The following is a 14,147-nucleotide window of genomic DNA, read 5'->3' on the forward strand; positions in this document are numbered from 1 at the left end:
TTGTCAACCCTCGACCGTGGCATAGCGCTCAGGCGCAGGATGCAGGTGCCCGCACTGCGAACAGGTGCGCAGTGCGGGCGAGCGGTAGAAGCGATCGAACACCGGCGGGAAGTCGGTTTCGATGTTTTTTAGCGGAAACATCGCTTCATACAACTTGTGATTGCACTGCGGGCAATACCATTGCAGGCCGTCCTGCTCGGTGGGCAGGCGCTCGCGTTCGATCACCAGGCCGATCGAGCCGTCCGCGCGTTGCGGCGAATGCGGTACCTTGGGTGGCAGCAGAAAGACTTCGCCGGCACGGATCGGGATGTCGCGCGCCACGCCCTCGTCCTGCACCTTCAACACCATTTCGCCCTCGAGCTGGAAGAACCACTCCGGGCCTTCGTCGTAGTGATAGTCGGTGCGCGCGTTCGGTCCCCCGACAACCATGATGATGAAGCCATCCTGCTGGATGCACTTGTTGCCCACCGGCGGTTTGAGCAGGTGGCGGTGTTCCTCGATCCAGGCGTGCAGGTTGATTGGCGGGGTCAGCATCGACGTTTCTCGGCAAAGAAGATATCCGGTTCAGTCGGCCGCCGATGTGCGATGGACGCTGCGGCCGGCCACGTGTGCGTACGGCTCAGCGCTCGGTTTGATCGGCCTGGATCTGCGCCAGCGCTGCGTCATAGCGTTCCTGCAGCAGCTCGGGGCGGTCGATCGACATGCCCAGGTCGTGCGCGCGGCCATCGCGCAGGCTGTATACCCAGCCATGCACGCTCAATTGCTGGCCACGCTCCCAGGCGTCATGCACGATGGTGGTGCGGCACACGTTGACCACTTGTTCGAGCACGTTGAGCTCGCACAGGCGCGCGTGCTGCACCGACAGTTCGCCCGCGTTGTGCAGGCAGGCTTCGTGCTTGTCGGCCACGTCGGTGACATGGCGGATCCAGTTGTCGACCAGCCCCATGCGCTTCTGGGTCAGGCTGGCGAACACGCCGCCGCAGCCGTAATGGCCGACCACCAGCACATGCTTGACCTTGAGCACATCCACCGCGAACTGGATCACCGACAGGCAATTCAGGTCGGTATGCACCACCACGTTGGCGATATTCCGGTGCACGAACACTTCGCCCGGCGCCATGTCGATGATCTGGTTGGCCGGCACGCGCGAATCGGAGCAGCCGATCCACAGATATTCCGGCGTCTGTTGAGTCGAGAGTTTGGAAAAGAATTCCGGATCCTCGCGGCGGATACGCTCGGACCAGGCGCGGTTGTTTTCAAGCAAGTGGTTAAGCTCGTTCATGCGCGCAGTATTCCAGAAAATGTGGTCGTGGCGGCTTCGATGAGCGCCCAGGATGAATCAGCTTTCAGGCTTCCCAGTCTCGGCGAACGACCGATGTCCGGCCAGCGCACCCCTGGGGAAACTGGCGCCACCGATCAACTCAACAGGTGGCGCCGATGGCCGACTTCAACGCGTTCTTTCCGACCTTGCTCAAACACGAAGGCGGTTTCGTCAACGATCCCGTCGATCCGGGCGGAGCCACCAACAAGGGCATCACCCTGCTGACCTTCAAGGCCTGCGCGCAGGACCTGCTGGGCATCGAGCCAAGTCTGGCGAACCTGCGTGCGTTGACCGACGCTCAGGCTGGGGTCATCTACAAGGCGCAGTACTGGGACCGGCTGCGCGCCGATCAGATCGCGCTGCAGCCGTTAGCCAACATCGTGTTCGACTTCTACGTCAACGCCGGCAACAACGCCATCAAACTGCTGCAGACCGTGCTCAACAGCCAGACCGGCGGCAAGTTGGTCGCGGACGGCCGCATGGGGCCGGCCACCTTCGCGGCGCTTGCTTCCAGCAACCAGCAGGACCTGTATGCACGCTACAAGGCAGGCCGCAAGGACTATTACCACAGGCTCGTCGCCGCGCGACCGCCGCTTGGCAAGTTCCTGAAGGGCTGGCTGGCGCGCGTGGATTCCTTTCCCGACTCGGTCTGAGCCGATAACGGCCCAGCGACACTTCCGACTGACGAGCCCGACATGGCGCAGATATCCCTCAATGATCTGATCGAAGCACTGGCCGGCGCGGTCATCGACGCCCAGGACCGGATCGAGCAACACCAGATGGCCAACCTGGGTGCGTTCTTCGACGAAGACAACCGTCCCAGAAGCGTCCTGATCCGCTTGCCGTCGCAGCACCCGGAGGCGGGTGAGAACGACGAAGACCTGTATCGGGCACCGCTGTTGCCGCTGGTGTCGTCCAACGTCCTGCGGATCAAGGATGTAGAGATCAGTTTCGATGCACAACTGGGTGAACTCAGCGAGCTGGACGAGGCAGTCGTGCCGGACGCGTTGGCGGTTCCGGCGGTCGTCGAAGACTGGCATCCCAAACCGCCGGCGCTGCCGGGCCAGATCGGCATCGACCTCGGCTCCAATGCAAAAAATGCGCGAAACAGTGCAGTGCACGTCGTGTTGCGGGTGGAAGGCAGCGAGCCGACCGAGGGCGTGGCACGTCTCATCAATCGCCTTGCGCAGTCGCAAGGTGTGTTCAAAACGGTCAAGGGAGAGTAGCTCCCGCCGTCATCGTTTTCTTCATAAACAACCACTCTTCAGGAGAACACCATGAGCGATATCGTCAACATGTCCGACCAATTCAAGGGCCTGCCGATGGCAGACCTGATCGGCGCCCCGTTGCGTGCAGCCTGCGATGCGCAGGTCATGCTGGCACGGGCCACCGCCGACTTCATCAAGGTCATCGGCTTTCTGCCGCCGACCGACCCTGCCGACCCCAACGGGAACGGCGGCACGCGCACCGCGCAGTTCAAATTCAAGCGCCCGGTCGAGGACCCTAGCGGTACCGGGATGGCTGAGGAGGAAGTCGAGATCGTTGTACCGTTGTTGACCCTTGTCAACGTACCCAACCTGAGCATTCAGACCGTGGACGTGACCTTCGATATGGAAGTCAAATCCTCGTTCTCGGAAAAGGAAGCCGAAGACAAGAGCCTCAAGGTGGATCTGGAGGCCAGCGTCGGCTGGGGCGTCTTCAAGGCCAAGGTCAACGTGCAGGGCTCCGTGTCAAGTCATAAGGAAAATACCCGCTCTTCGGATAACTCGGCCAAGTATCACGTCGCGCTGCACGCCGAAGATCGCGGCACGCCCGAAGGCCTGTCGCGTGTGCTCGACATCTTGCAGACCGCTGCGGCCCCACGCAAAGTCACCGCGCCTGTGCCGGTGCCGTAAGCGTCGCTGTTGCGTCCCGTACTTTTCCCTCACCCGAGTCTTTGCCGATGATTGATTTGTCAGAAGTCAGTTACATCAAGCGCATCGTCGTCGGCAGCGACAACCCGGCGAAAATGCAGACTGCCGAGCAGGTCGAAGCTGCGCAGCAGTTGCTCAATCGCTGCCTCGGCGAAGCGCCCAAGGGGGCGATTCTCGGGATCGAGAAGAGCTTCAATATCCTGCAGTTGGGCGAGCACCAGGTCGTGCTGCAATGGTTGTGCTACCACGTCGGGTTCAAGCGCAAGCCGGTCTGGCTGACGGAGGCATAGATGGCACGTGCAAGCTATTGCCTCGACGCCTTCGTGGAGCTGCTCGACCAGGCCGTCCGACGCGCGCAACAGCGGTGCCGCCAGCGGCACGCTGCAGTTGTAAATGCCGCGGCGGCCGCATGCGACATGTGGGCACATTGCGTGGATGGTGAGCAAACGGCGCAGGCCGAAACGGCACCCCTGTTTTCCATTCCTGTCTGCCAATTGCGTGCGCTGCGGCTGCAGCAAATCAGCGAGTTTTCGTTGACGCTGCAAGTGCAGATAGAGCCGGTCACGCGGACCGATGGTGCTCCCGGGTTGGCATTGCGTCTTGCGCCTCCAGATGGCCGTACGCCTGGGCATACGCTGAAGATCAGCTATCAAGGAACCGAGCGTCCGCGTGGCGTGCTTTGGTTCGATGGTGTCGCGTTGAAGGAGTGGATACTGCATCCGTTCATGGACGTGCCACTATCCGATCCAGGAGAACTGCGATGAGGCTGCTGCTGTCGGACGCCGATGCCCGTGCGGTCGCCGAGCGGCTGGGAACCGATGTGGCCACCTTGCATGCAGATCTCTGTCGGCAGTCCCGGCGCAAGCTGCGATCCATCTCCATCATCTGCTTGGTTGTTGTTCTGGTGATCGCTGCGTTCGCTGTGCTGAGCGGCAGCGGGATCGATCTTTCCACTATTTCCAATTTCTTATCGGAGCGTTTTCATGGCTGGTCAGCATCGCTATCGTCATCGCATTTTGCGCATCACCTCCGCACTTGCCTTGTGTTTATCGCTGACTGCAGCGCAGGCGGCTCCCGCTGGCGGGATTCCGGCTGGTGACTGGCGCGGCATCCTGTCCGCCAGCGGCAGTACCGGCCCGGTCTATGTCCGTCTGAGCGCGCGTGCGGCTGGAGTCGAGGGCACCCAGGTGGCCGATCTGCGATTCGGGCCTCCCTACAATTGCGCGCTCGAGTTACGCGCGCAGCCGGATGGGTACGCGTTGCTGTCGCGCAATGGCGGCAAGTTCTGCGAGGCGCTGACCGGTGGGGTTGCCCAACTCCAGATGGCGGATAGTGGGGCGCCTGGGATGCAGCTCACCTTGCCTGGCGGCGCCTCGCCGTTGGTCGTTGCCCTGAATCAGAGCAGTGCTGGATTGGCCGAAGCCGGGCGCTGGCGCGCGGCGGGCCTGATGTCCGCGCAGCTGGAGATCGTGGCGACCACCGTCCGTCCGGGAGACGTGCTCGGTCGCCTGCGTTACGGTGCCCCACGGGACTGCCAAGTGGAATTGCGCTATGCCGGGCGTGCAGCAGGTGCGTTGAATGCCTGGGTCGTGGCCAACGATAGAGGCTATTGCCGTCAGCTCAGCGATGCCCAGGCCAGTCTGCAGGTTCGTGCAGATGGCAGTGCCGAGCTTGCACTGCTGTTGAAAGGTCAGCGAGAGACCGCACTGTTCGAGCGGATGCCGTGAGGTGTCGTCGCTGCGTGTCTGCCAGTAAGGACGTCATCTATGTGGAAGCGAGCCAGTAGGCGCGCCGGCCTACGGCGACGCGCAGTGGCCCAGCCCGTCCCGCCGGCGGAATTGGGCGGGACGGCATTTTCCAGCGTGCTCGAACAACTGGAGCTCGAATGCCGGGCGATGGTCTCCTACGCACTGAAGCAAGGGCTGGCAATGTCTCCCGATCTGCCTGGCCGGCTAGCAGAGCTGCGCGTGATGCCTGGCGCCTCCTTGCACGGCGAATCCGGTGCGCGCGAATTGGCCGGTCTGCACCGGCAGCTGGTGCGTGCGATCCAGCCGGCAACGCCGCAGGCGGTGGTGCTGATCGAGCGCGAGCGCCTGCGCGGTGGTTGGTTGCGCTGGCTCGGGCCGATTCCGTTGATCCGCACCTTGACCTTGACCTCGGTCGGTTGCCTGGCCTCAGTGGTCGGGCTGGCGATGTCCAGCCTGGTGAACGAGCGCAACATCACGCTGGGCTTCCTGGATTCCTCAGGAAGCACGCTGGGCTGGAATGTGATGTTCATCCTGGCCTGCGCCGGACTCGGTGCAGCGTTTTCCGCGTTGTTCCAAGCCCATCGTTACGTTGCCGACGCAACATACGATCCGCGCTTCGATTCCTCCTATGCCGCGCGTATGATCCTCGGTCTCATCGCTGGCTGATCCTGGTGGAGTTGCTGCCGGAGAATCTCTTCGCTGAAAGCAGTCTGGGTGCATTCGGAAAGCCCGCATTGGCGATGATGGGCGGATTCTCGGCAAGCGCGGTGTATCGCCTGCTGCAACGCATGGTCGAGGTCATGGAAACGGTCGTGCGCGGCGATTCCGGCCAACAGGCCGCTGCCGCGATCCAGTCGCAGCGTGCGTCGGCCGAATCCGAAAGCATCCGCGCGCGTGGCGAACTTGCCGCAGCTCTGCTGGACCTGCAGCGCGAGATGCAAGCGGACCCGCGTCTGGATCAGGTGCGCCAGCAACTGACCGGCCTTGCCAGGCAGATGATGTCAGACGATTCCTGATCTTTCGCCCATGAGCTGCGCTCAGACGCGCGCGCCTTTTTTTTTCTGCCCGTCCGTAGGGTGCGGTTTGGCACAGCCTGCGGGCATCAGGTGGCAGCGCGCTTCGCGTCGTGCGGCATAGCTCGCTTCGGCATCGGCGTAAATTGCCTAACACGCTTCAGGCAGGCGCACCCGTCACGGTGCCTCAGCGACATCGGCAGCGTTGTCGATACCGGCATCTGATGCTCGCCAAATCAGTTCAAGACCGATGGCCCGGAGGTGAGCGTGTGACAAGCTCGCTCAAGTGCTCCTGCCGAGCATCTGCCGATTCGCTGCAGCGCGCCGCGTGCAAGCCGCTGCGCACTCGCGGCCCCCATTCGTGCACCAGAGCGTATGATGAAGACACGTATCGTCGTCGCTGCCGATCGCACCATCCTCGTGGAAGGGATGGTCGCTTTGCTACAAAAGGTTCCGGGTATCGAAGTGGTAGGGCATGCGGAAGACGGGCTGGCATGTCTTCAGATCGCCGCCAGAGAACGGCCCGATATCGTCCTGGTGGATGTCCTGCTGCCCGGCCTCAATGGTATCGATCTGACGCGGCGCTTGATGCAGCGCAGCCCCAACAGCCGGGCAATCTGTATAGCTCCGTCCGATGCCTGTACGCAGTCCAGCGCAGTCTTCGAAGCCGGCGCCAAAGCATATCTGGCGCGAACCAGCCGCTTCGCCGAATTGCTGCGGGCAATTCAATGCGTCATCCAGGATCAGACCTACATCAGTCCGCAGATGTCGCGTTCGCTGATCGCCGGGCTGCGTCGTGCTGCCAAGGCCGATTCTGCGTACACCCGACTCACCTCGCGCGAGCGCGAAATCGTGCAGCTCTATTCGGAGGGCCTGTCCACCAGGCAGATCGCCAACCGCTTGCACCTGAGCGTGAAAACGGTGGGGACGCATCGCGAAAACTGTATGTTGAAGCTCAATATCCAAAGCATCGCTCAGCTGACCCGTTATGCGATCGCGCAGGGCCTTTCTCCGCTTGAAGCAGCAATCGGCGGTAGCGGTGAGCCATCCGATGGATGCGTAGCGCGGCACATGCGCCGTGCCGGCTGAGGCGTCCTGGCTACGCGCAGCGGCACACCGGCCGCATGGACGCTGGTGCATGTACTCAGGTGCGAGGCGATGGCTTGCGCATATCAGCATCGCCGGTGGCCGGTACACCGCCGCCACAGCGTGTACAACGCTAGCGCATGCAGAGCCTGCTCCGTTTCTAACCGGTCCGGATCTGCGGTCTTGACCGATACCCGGTGATGGGTGCGATTCGCACACTGGTGTTGCGTCCATTGGCGCAGGCGGCGCAACCAGCGACGCACCATCATTGACAGGAGATTTTCATGAGAACCACGTTGAAACTTGAAGCGGAGAGCTATGCCAAGGCGCTGAAAGATATACGGGACGCCAATGCGAATGCGCAGTCTATCGAGGTGTCCTACGTGCCTGGCGAAGCACATGAAGAAGTCTCACGCTACTTTCTCAAATATCCCAACTTCGAGTTGAACGCCTATGCTCTCAAAGATCGGAAGTACGATCTGAGCAAGTATCAACACACGGGTAAATTTCCGAGTGTCACAAGCGTCGACTTGGCTGCCGCGTTGTCCAAAGGCGGCGAAGGCAAGACCGCCATGAACGAACGGTTGAGCGTCGTGGTGTGTCTGATCTGCGAGGCCGCGCGTTCCGAGCCGATCGAACAGGCGATGCAGGCAGCCATCGCGTACGAATACGTCGACTTGGAGCGCTATCGTGTGTTGATGAACATGTACGACCACACGCTCACGTTCAAGCGCGAAAAGCGCACTGCAGACGCGTTGCTGCCGCTGCAGTTGCAGGACTACATCGACTACGTCAAATCCACGAAGTACACCGGCGATAAAGGCATCGAAAAGACCATTAGCGACCTGGGGTAGTGCGTTATCACGTCCATCAAACCGCAACGGCGGCAGACGCCGTTGCGCATCAAGAGCCGCTAACAAAACGTCGCGAGCAGCCGCTAGGCGGGCGTGGATGGCGCTCAGAGCCGGAGTACACGGGGTACATGCCGATTCCGAGTGCCGATCGCGCCCGCATGGCGGTGCGCAGTCGCTCTGTTGGCTGCTCCAAGGAGAAAGCTATGGGTATGTCCGAAGATGCCGCTGCCGGCGGGCAAGGCGGCAATCTGGAGTTGATTCAAACGCTGGAGCAAATGCTCGAACGTGACCAGACCGGCAAGCTACTGCAGCCACTTTCCGGCATGGCGGTCGCGCGGCCGATCTATCAGGTGCCGGCCATTGCGCTGGCGGAACCGCTGAAAACGCTGGTCGCCACCATCTTCCGCTCAGCGGGTGTCTACGATGCAGTGCCTGAATCCAGGCACGGCGAAAATGTGCACGGTTCCATGCGCGATGTGCACCAAAATAACGACAATGGCCGCCGCTATCTTCCGGTGCTCGATTATCCCGTCGCACCGACAGGCCGCGCCGGGCGTTATCACGACTATATCGTGCAGCGGAGCAAGGCAGATGTGCAAAACCGGCAACGCCAACGCTCGGGCATCAGTGGCGTGCTGACTGGTTATGTGGAATACACCGTGGTACTGGAGGGATGTAGCAACGTACGATTGATCTTCGACTATCTCAACACGCGTTTCTTTATCTCTCCCAATCACTACAAGCCCTGGGCCAGGCCAGAGGCATTGGTTGCACGCCGCAATTTGGGCGCCGACCCGGCGCGCTATCGGCTTGCACCGCACGAAGCAGGCATGGACGAGCAGAGCTGGCGCGACGACGAGTTATACGGCCCCCATCTGCTGATCATGCTCTGAGCACGGCGAAGGGCGATCCCTGGTGAAGTAGGAGTCCTGCAATGACCTGTGCCCAGGTCGTTGCAGGTGTCGGCCGACAGCCTGGCCGATGTGTCCGTCTATCTGTGACACGCGTCCGACAATGCGCCTGCGGCTTCTCAGCGCCTGGTTTCGGCATGCAGCGCCGCCTGCATCAATGCTGCGATCGCGTGCGCGTCTTGGTCGGCTTGCTGCGTCAGGAACTGGGCGACACTGCGTTGATTGCCCGCCGGGTGGTTCTGGCTCAGTTTGAAGGTGAGCTCGATGCGGCTTGGAACGAAGCGGAAGCCGACCAGGCCGCGCAATTGTCGGCGATGACTGTCGCGCTCCATTTCGAACTGCCAATCGCTGCCCACGCGCTGCTCGAAGTGCGCGCTCATGCGCGCGATCAAACTGCCCAGCGCCTCCTCATCGCTCACCTGGCTGCAGCGTCCATGCAGGTGCGCGACAGCGTAGTTCCAGGTGGGCACGCGCGCAGCCGCGTCCTTGTCCAGGTACCAAGTGGGCGAGACATAGGCATGCGGGCCCTGCAACACCATTACCGCATCGCCAGGAGCGCGCGCCTGCGGATTGGGGCGTGCCCAATGGCCCTCGATCACGACATCCTGGCCATCGCGCTGATACAGCACCGGCAGGTGCGAGATCGCCAACTGCCCGTCCTCGCGCTGGCTGATCAGGGTGACGAACGCATCGCGCGCGAACAGCCAGTCCAGCAAGGCCAGATCGGTCTGCGCAAATGCGCGTGGGGCGTACATGTCAGGCGCGGCCACCCATGTTCACGACCATGCGCGCGCGCAGCTCGGCATCGTCGTTACCTTGGGGTGGCGAGACTTCATGCAGCGAAAAGCCGCGGATGAGCGCGTCTTCTTCGTCCAGCCCGTCCAGCGCCACGAATTCGGCATCGAACAAGGCCGCGCGTGCGCTGTCTTCGCTGTCGTAGGGCAGCGTCTTGCCGTCGCTGTCCAGCACCTCGGCGGTGCCGGCTTCATTGATGCGCAAGCGCGCCCAGATCAGCGTGCGGCCGATCGTGGCCAGCCACCAGGAGTCGTGGGTGCCCTGCAGTGTGTCTTCGTAACTGGTCATTGCATTACCTTGGAAAGCAGGCCGAGCAGGGCCGCCATGCCCAGGCCGAAAAAGATGGTGAGCAGCGAAAGCCAGGCGGGTGTGGCCAGACCGGACAGCGCGCTGTCGCGGTAGCTTCGGTAACCCCGCGCCAGAAGCCAGCGCAACGCCACGGGACTGATGAAGGCCGGGTCGCCGAAGCTGGCCAACGCATCCGGATGGCGGTCGCGCATGTGCACCAGGGTCAGCGGCCAGAAGATCAGCAGTGCGGTCAACCCGGCGACGGCGACACCGACAAAACACAGTGCGAAGAACAGCGTCATGTGGCCGCCAGCAGTAGTGCGCGTTTGGGGAGTGCCGCGCCAATGACCAACGCTGCGAAGGACCAATGCATTGGAACCGTGGCATGCCGGGTTGCGGCACGCGCGGTGTCGGTCTGCCACCGGCGTTGCGGCTCTAGTTGGCGCGATGCCAGCCGCGTCAGCAACACGCTACGTACCGCCGTCAGCCCGGTCATGATCGCCGCAAGCCAGAAGGCCAGCGATTGCAGCAGGGGGGCGGCGGCCGGCAAGCTCACCTCAGAACTCCGCGCTGCCAGGCGCACGCGGGTAGGGGATCGCGTCGCGGATGTTGCTCAGCCCGCACACGTACACCACCAGCCGCTCGAAGCCCAGGCCGAAGCCGGCATGCGGCACCGAACCGTAGCGACGGAAATCGCGGTACCAGCTGTAGTGCTCCTTATCCAGGCCGAACTGCGCCATGCGCGCGTCGAGCACATCCAGGCGCTCTTCGCGCTGGCTGCCCCCGATGATTTCGCCAATGCCCGGCGCCAGCACGTCCATCGCCGCGACGGTCTTGCCGTCGTCGTTCAAGCGCATGTAGAACGCCTTGATGTGCTCGGGATAGTTGGTCACCACCACCGGGCGGCCGATGTGTTCTTCGGTCAGCCAGCGTTCGTGCTCGGTCTGCAGGTCCAGGCCCCATTCCACCGGGAAATCGAATTTCTTGCCGGAGTTCTGCAGCAGCTTCACTGCGTCGGTGTAGTCGATCTGCTCGAACGGTGCATTGATGAACGCTTCGAGCTTGGCGATCGCGTTCTTGTCCACGCGCTCGGCCAGGAACGCCAGGTCGTCGCCACGCTCATCGAGCACCGCGCGGAACAGGTATTTGAGGAACTGCTCGGCCAGGCGTGCGTCTTCGGCCAGATCGGCGAAGGCGATTTCCGGCTCGATCATCCAGAACTCGGCCAGATGACGCGTGGTATGGCTGTTTTCAGCGCGGAAGGTCGGGCCGAAGGTGTAGACCTTGCTCAGCGCCAGGCAATACGCCTCCACATTGAGCTGGCCGGACACGGTCAGAAAGGTTTCCTTGCCGAAGAAATCGCGGCTGAAATCCACTGCGCCGCTGGCATCGCGTGGAAGGTTGACCATGTCCAGCGTGGAGACGCGAAACATCTGCCCGGCGCCTTCGGCATCGGAGGTGGTGATGATCGGTGTGCTGATCCAGTTGAAGCCGTTCTGGTGGAAGAAGCGGTGCACGGCCTGCGCCAGGCAGTTGCGGATGCGGGTCACCGCACCGAACAGGTTGGTGCGCGGACGCAGGTGCGCCACTTCGCGCAGGAATTCCGGCGTCATCGGCTTGGGCTGGATCGGGTAGGTCAGCGGGTCTTCGACCCAGCCGACGACGTCCACGCCACTGGCCTGGATCTCGAACGATTGACCCTTGCCCTGCGATTTCACCAGCACGCCCTTGGCGATCAGCGAGCAGCCGCTGGTCAGGCGCTTGATCTCGTCGAAATTGGGCAGCGTGTCGTTGGCCACCACCTGGATCGGAGCAAAGCACGAGCCGTCGGTCACGTTGATGAAGGCCAGTCCGGCAGATCCGCGCAAGGTGCGCACCCACCCCCGTACCGTGACTTCGCCGCCTTCCGGGAGCTTTCCCGCAAGCGCATGTTCAACGCTGACCACCGTCATGACTGTTCCTCGCCGTAGCGACCTTGAATGGCCTGCGAGTTTACTGGCTGCGGCCGCGCCGGCGCGAGCATCTGAACAGCTTGCCGAGCGCTGTGCTTGTCGCAGGCGCGTACTGCCCCCACCTATTGCAGATGCCGCAGCTCCGCGTTCTGCCTGGTTGTTGCGGCCTCGCTATACTTGCCGCCACTGTTTCGGAGTGCCTCCATGGCCGTCAGCCTCACCCCCGCCGCGCTGGAGCGCGTGCAGCGTTTCGTGCAGCAGACCCCAGGTGCGTTGGGTCTGCGCTTTGGCGTCACCAAGACCGGTTGTTCCGGCTGGGGCCATGTCACCGACCTGGCACGCGAGGTGCGTGACGACGACGCGGTCTTCGAGCAAGACGGGGTGCGCATCTTTGTCGACCCCGCCAGCCTGCCGCTGGTGGATGGCACCTGCATCGACTTCGGCAAGCACGGCCTGAGCGAGACCTTCACCTTCAGCAATCCCAACGCGACCGCCGAATGCGGCTGCGGTGAGAGCTTTACCACCGCGGACGAGCACCGCTGATTCCTTCTCCCTCGGGAGAAGGTGCCCGAAGGGCGGATGAGGGGGCGCCTCGGAGATCTGCCAACGCATGTACTGACAAGCGCGTCGCTACGCGCCGCCCAGGGTGAATCGCCGACTGCTCCATCGATTTGCTCCGCACCCTCACCCCAACCCCTCTCTCTCGGCGGGAAAGGGACTCTAAGCGGTAACTGCCAGCTGTTTGCTGCCTCATTGCCCAGCGAGTTGCAGCTAAGCCCCTGAACTGCCATACTTTCCTGCTTCCTGCCCGATTCCGGGTGGGGAACCCTTGCTCCACCGGCCGCTTGCGCGGACCACCGGGGAGCTGTCCGGCCCACGTGGCCACATCCGAAAGGTAAAACAACATGAGTCGTCATTACGAAGTCGTGTTCCTGGTCCATCCGGACCAGAGCGAGCAGGTCCCGGCCATGATCGAGCGCTACAAGTCGCTGATCGAGGGCGGTAACGGCACCATCCACCGTCTGGAAGACTGGGGCCGTCGTCAGTTGGCCTACCCGATCCAGAACCTGGTGAAGGCGCACTACGTGCTGCTCAATATCGAAGTCGACCAGGCCGTGCTGAGCGAGCTGGTGGAAAGCTTCCGCTTCAACGATGCGGTGCTGCGTCACCTGGTCGTCAAGCGCGATGGCGCCGACACCGAGCAGTCGCTGATCATGAAGAGCAAGGACGAGAAGGGCGACAAGCCCGAGCGTAGCGAGCGTCGTCGTCGTGACGACGAAGAGGGCGAAGCGCCCGCCGCCAACGATAACGACGGCGACAACGCCGAAGCCGCTTAAGGAGCGCTGACATGTCCAAGTTCTTCCGTCGCCGCAAGTTCTGCAAGTTCACCGCCGAGGGCGTCAAAGAGATCGACTACAAGGATCTCAACACCCTGCGTCAGTACCTCACCGAGAACGGCAAGATCGTGCCGAGCCGCGTGACCGGTACCAAGTCCAAGTACCAGCGCCAGCTGGCCACGGCCGTCAAGCGCGCTCGTTTCCTGGCGCTGATCCCGTACACGGACAACCACGACGTTTAATCCGAGTCCCTCGGAAGAGCCCGCACATCCATGTGCGGGTAATTAAAAATATAAAGGCCGGTCATTCGAGATGCGGTGTTAATCGTTCTTTTACGATTCCCAAATCCCGATTCCCGAATCCCGTCTTTTCGGACAGCACCCGTTGCGCCCGCTACATGCTGGCGCTAACGAATAACGGAGTACCACCATGGATCTGATTCTTCTGCAGAAAGTGACCAACCTGGGCAACCTGGGCGACAAGGTCAGCGTCAAGCCGGGTTACGGCCGCAACTTCCTCGTGCCGCAGGGCAAGGCCGTGCCGGCCACCGCTGCCAACGTTGAAGCGTTCGAAACCAAGCGCGCCGAGTACGAAGCCAAGGCCAACAGCATCCTGGCCGAGGCACAGAGCCGCGCCACCAAGTTCGAAGGCGCCAGCGTCACCATCGGCGCGCATGCGTCGACCGAAGGCAAGCTGTACGGCTCGGTTGGCCCGCGCGATATCGCCGAGGCGTTCACCGCCGCCGGCCTGCCGCTGGAAAAGAGCGAAGTAATCCTGGGCGAAGGCGCATTCCGCAATGTCGGCGAATACGACGTTGTGCTGCACCTGCACGCGGATGTGGAAACCACGGTCAAGGTCATCGTCGAATCCGACGCCTGATCCAGGCCATATGTGTCACCCGAAGGGCGCCTTGTGAGGCGCCCTTCGTT

Annotated in this window: 20 protein-coding genes, 1 other RNA gene and 2 pseudogenes; 14 read left to right on the forward strand and 9 right to left on the reverse strand. The window is 62.4% G+C overall.

Annotated elements, in window-relative coordinates:
* Window positions 1-3: 3 nt before the first annotated feature.
* Window positions 4-534, reverse strand: coding sequence for a 3-hydroxyanthranilate 3,4-dioxygenase (locus AMD14_RS08650; RefSeq protein ID WP_003485910.1), 531 nt, complete (start codon window positions 532-534; stop codon window positions 4-6).
* Window positions 535-619: 85 nt separating this feature from the next.
* Complete coding sequence (can, locus tag AMD14_RS08655) at window positions 620-1,282, reverse strand: carbonate dehydratase (protein ID WP_011051025.1); 663 nt, start codon at window positions 1,280-1,282, stop codon at window positions 620-622.
* Between the two features lie 155 nt (window positions 1,283-1,437).
* Here can and AMD14_RS08660 point away from each other — a divergent pair, with 155 nt between their 5' ends.
* From AMD14_RS08660 to AMD14_RS08680, 5 genes are read left to right on the forward strand one after another with little or no spacing between them, the layout of a single operon-like run.
* Window positions 1,438-1,974 carry a glycoside hydrolase family 108 protein gene (locus AMD14_RS08660; RefSeq protein WP_005926250.1) on the forward strand — a complete coding sequence of 179 codons (537 nt, stop codon included), beginning with the start codon at window positions 1,438-1,440 and terminating at the stop codon, window positions 1,972-1,974.
* Between the two features lie 42 nt (window positions 1,975-2,016).
* A complete protein-coding gene (locus AMD14_RS08665) occupies window positions 2,017-2,547 on the forward strand; it encodes a DUF2589 domain-containing protein (protein WP_007966280.1) in 531 nt (176 codons plus the stop codon).
* Between the two features lie 51 nt (window positions 2,548-2,598).
* Window positions 2,599-3,216 carry a DUF2589 domain-containing protein gene (locus tag AMD14_RS08670; protein ID WP_003485902.1) on the forward strand — a complete coding sequence of 206 codons (618 nt, stop codon included), beginning with the start codon at window positions 2,599-2,601 and terminating at the stop codon, window positions 3,214-3,216.
* Between the two features lie 47 nt (window positions 3,217-3,263).
* Window positions 3,264-3,524: a hypothetical protein gene (locus tag AMD14_RS08675; protein WP_005913847.1), complete on the forward strand. Its 261-nt coding sequence runs from the start codon at window positions 3,264-3,266 to the stop codon at window positions 3,522-3,524.
* Window positions 3,525-3,998, forward strand: a complete 474-nt coding sequence (locus AMD14_RS08680; protein WP_015463048.1) for a hypothetical protein — start codon at window positions 3,525-3,527, stop codon at window positions 3,996-3,998.
* Window positions 3,999-4,009: 11 nt separating this feature from the next.
* Here AMD14_RS08680 and AMD14_RS08685 read toward each other — a convergent pair.
* Window positions 4,010-4,198, reverse strand: a pseudogene (locus AMD14_RS08685) (hypothetical protein); the annotation flags it as partial.
* 52 nt (window positions 4,199-4,250) lie between these two features.
* Here AMD14_RS08685 and AMD14_RS08690 point away from each other — a divergent pair.
* From AMD14_RS08690 to AMD14_RS08705, 4 genes and pseudogenes are all read left to right on the forward strand, one after another.
* Window positions 4,251-4,961 carry a hypothetical protein gene (locus tag AMD14_RS08690; RefSeq protein ID WP_026007272.1) on the forward strand — a complete coding sequence of 237 codons (711 nt, stop codon included), beginning with the start codon at window positions 4,251-4,253 and terminating at the stop codon, window positions 4,959-4,961.
* 168 nt (window positions 4,962-5,129) lie between these two features.
* Window positions 5,130-5,998: pseudogene (locus tag AMD14_RS08695) on the forward strand (hypothetical protein).
* A 372-nt stretch (window positions 5,999-6,370) separates the two neighbouring features.
* Complete coding sequence (locus AMD14_RS08700; RefSeq protein WP_011051030.1) at window positions 6,371-7,084, forward strand: LuxR C-terminal-related transcriptional regulator; 714 nt, start codon at window positions 6,371-6,373, stop codon at window positions 7,082-7,084.
* Between the two features lie 281 nt (window positions 7,085-7,365).
* Window positions 7,366-7,935, forward strand: coding sequence for a hypothetical protein (locus AMD14_RS08705; RefSeq protein ID WP_011051031.1), 570 nt, complete (start codon window positions 7,366-7,368; stop codon window positions 7,933-7,935).
* Between the two features lie 57 nt (window positions 7,936-7,992).
* Here the strand turns inward: AMD14_RS08705 and AMD14_RS23125 are convergent.
* A non-coding RNA gene (locus AMD14_RS23125) (sX9 sRNA) lies at window positions 7,993-8,065 on the reverse strand.
* 73 nt (window positions 8,066-8,138) lie between these two features.
* Between AMD14_RS23125 and AMD14_RS08710 the strand changes: the two genes are divergently transcribed.
* Window positions 8,139-8,828 (forward strand): hypothetical protein, encoded by a 690-nt coding sequence (locus AMD14_RS08710; protein ID WP_011051032.1) that lies wholly within the window; start codon window positions 8,139-8,141, stop codon window positions 8,826-8,828.
* Between the two features lie 137 nt (window positions 8,829-8,965).
* On the opposite strand, the gene AMD14_RS08715 is transcribed toward AMD14_RS08710, so the two are convergent.
* Genes AMD14_RS08715 through asnS form a run of 5 tightly spaced genes read right to left on the reverse strand, consistent with a single transcriptional unit; the run spans window position 8,966 to window position 11,881 of the window.
* Window positions 8,966-9,601: an FMN-binding negative transcriptional regulator gene (locus AMD14_RS08715; protein WP_015463051.1), complete on the reverse strand. Its 636-nt coding sequence runs from the start codon at window positions 9,599-9,601 to the stop codon at window positions 8,966-8,968.
* A gap of 1 nt (window position 9,602) precedes the next feature.
* Complete coding sequence (locus tag AMD14_RS08720; RefSeq protein WP_003485881.1) at window positions 9,603-9,929, reverse strand: hypothetical protein; 327 nt, start codon at window positions 9,927-9,929, stop codon at window positions 9,603-9,605.
* Window positions 9,926-10,231 carry a hypothetical protein gene (locus AMD14_RS08725; RefSeq protein WP_003485878.1) on the reverse strand — a complete coding sequence of 102 codons (306 nt, stop codon included), beginning with the start codon at window positions 10,229-10,231 and terminating at the stop codon, window positions 9,926-9,928. Before AMD14_RS08725 ends, AMD14_RS08720 begins: the two co-directional genes overlap by 4 nt.
* Window positions 10,228-10,485, reverse strand: a complete 258-nt coding sequence (locus tag AMD14_RS08730; RefSeq protein WP_015463052.1) for a hypothetical protein — start codon at window positions 10,483-10,485, stop codon at window positions 10,228-10,230. Before AMD14_RS08730 ends, AMD14_RS08725 begins: the two co-directional genes overlap by 4 nt.
* A gap of 1 nt (window position 10,486) precedes the next feature.
* Entirely contained in the window at window positions 10,487-11,881 is a 1,395-nt protein-coding gene (gene asnS / locus AMD14_RS08735) for an asparagine--tRNA ligase (RefSeq protein ID WP_011051034.1), read from the reverse strand.
* A 204-nt stretch (window positions 11,882-12,085) separates the two neighbouring features.
* Between asnS and AMD14_RS08740 the strand changes: the two genes are divergently transcribed.
* From AMD14_RS08740 to rplI, 4 genes are all read left to right on the forward strand, one after another.
* The gene (locus tag AMD14_RS08740) at window positions 12,086-12,424 is read left to right on the forward strand and encodes a HesB/IscA family protein (RefSeq protein ID WP_011051035.1); all 339 of its coding nucleotides are present in this window, start codon (window positions 12,086-12,088) and stop codon (window positions 12,422-12,424) included.
* Window positions 12,425-12,786: 362 nt separating this feature from the next.
* A complete protein-coding gene (rpsF, locus tag AMD14_RS08745; RefSeq protein ID WP_003485869.1) occupies window positions 12,787-13,218 on the forward strand; it encodes a 30S ribosomal protein S6 in 432 nt (143 codons plus the stop codon).
* Between the two features lie 11 nt (window positions 13,219-13,229).
* Window positions 13,230-13,460 carry a 30S ribosomal protein S18 gene (gene rpsR, locus AMD14_RS08750; RefSeq protein WP_002804494.1) on the forward strand — a complete coding sequence of 77 codons (231 nt, stop codon included), beginning with the start codon at window positions 13,230-13,232 and terminating at the stop codon, window positions 13,458-13,460.
* A 187-nt stretch (window positions 13,461-13,647) separates the two neighbouring features.
* On the forward strand, window positions 13,648-14,097 hold the full coding sequence (gene rplI / locus AMD14_RS08755) for a 50S ribosomal protein L9 (protein WP_003485864.1): 450 nt from the start codon (window positions 13,648-13,650) through the stop codon (window positions 14,095-14,097).
* The last annotated feature ends 50 nt before the right edge of the window (window positions 14,098-14,147 follow it).

The sequence above is a fragment of the Xanthomonas citri pv. citri genome, assembly GCF_000961215.1.
GTDB lineage: Bacteria > Pseudomonadota > Gammaproteobacteria > Xanthomonadales > Xanthomonadaceae > Xanthomonas > Xanthomonas cissicola.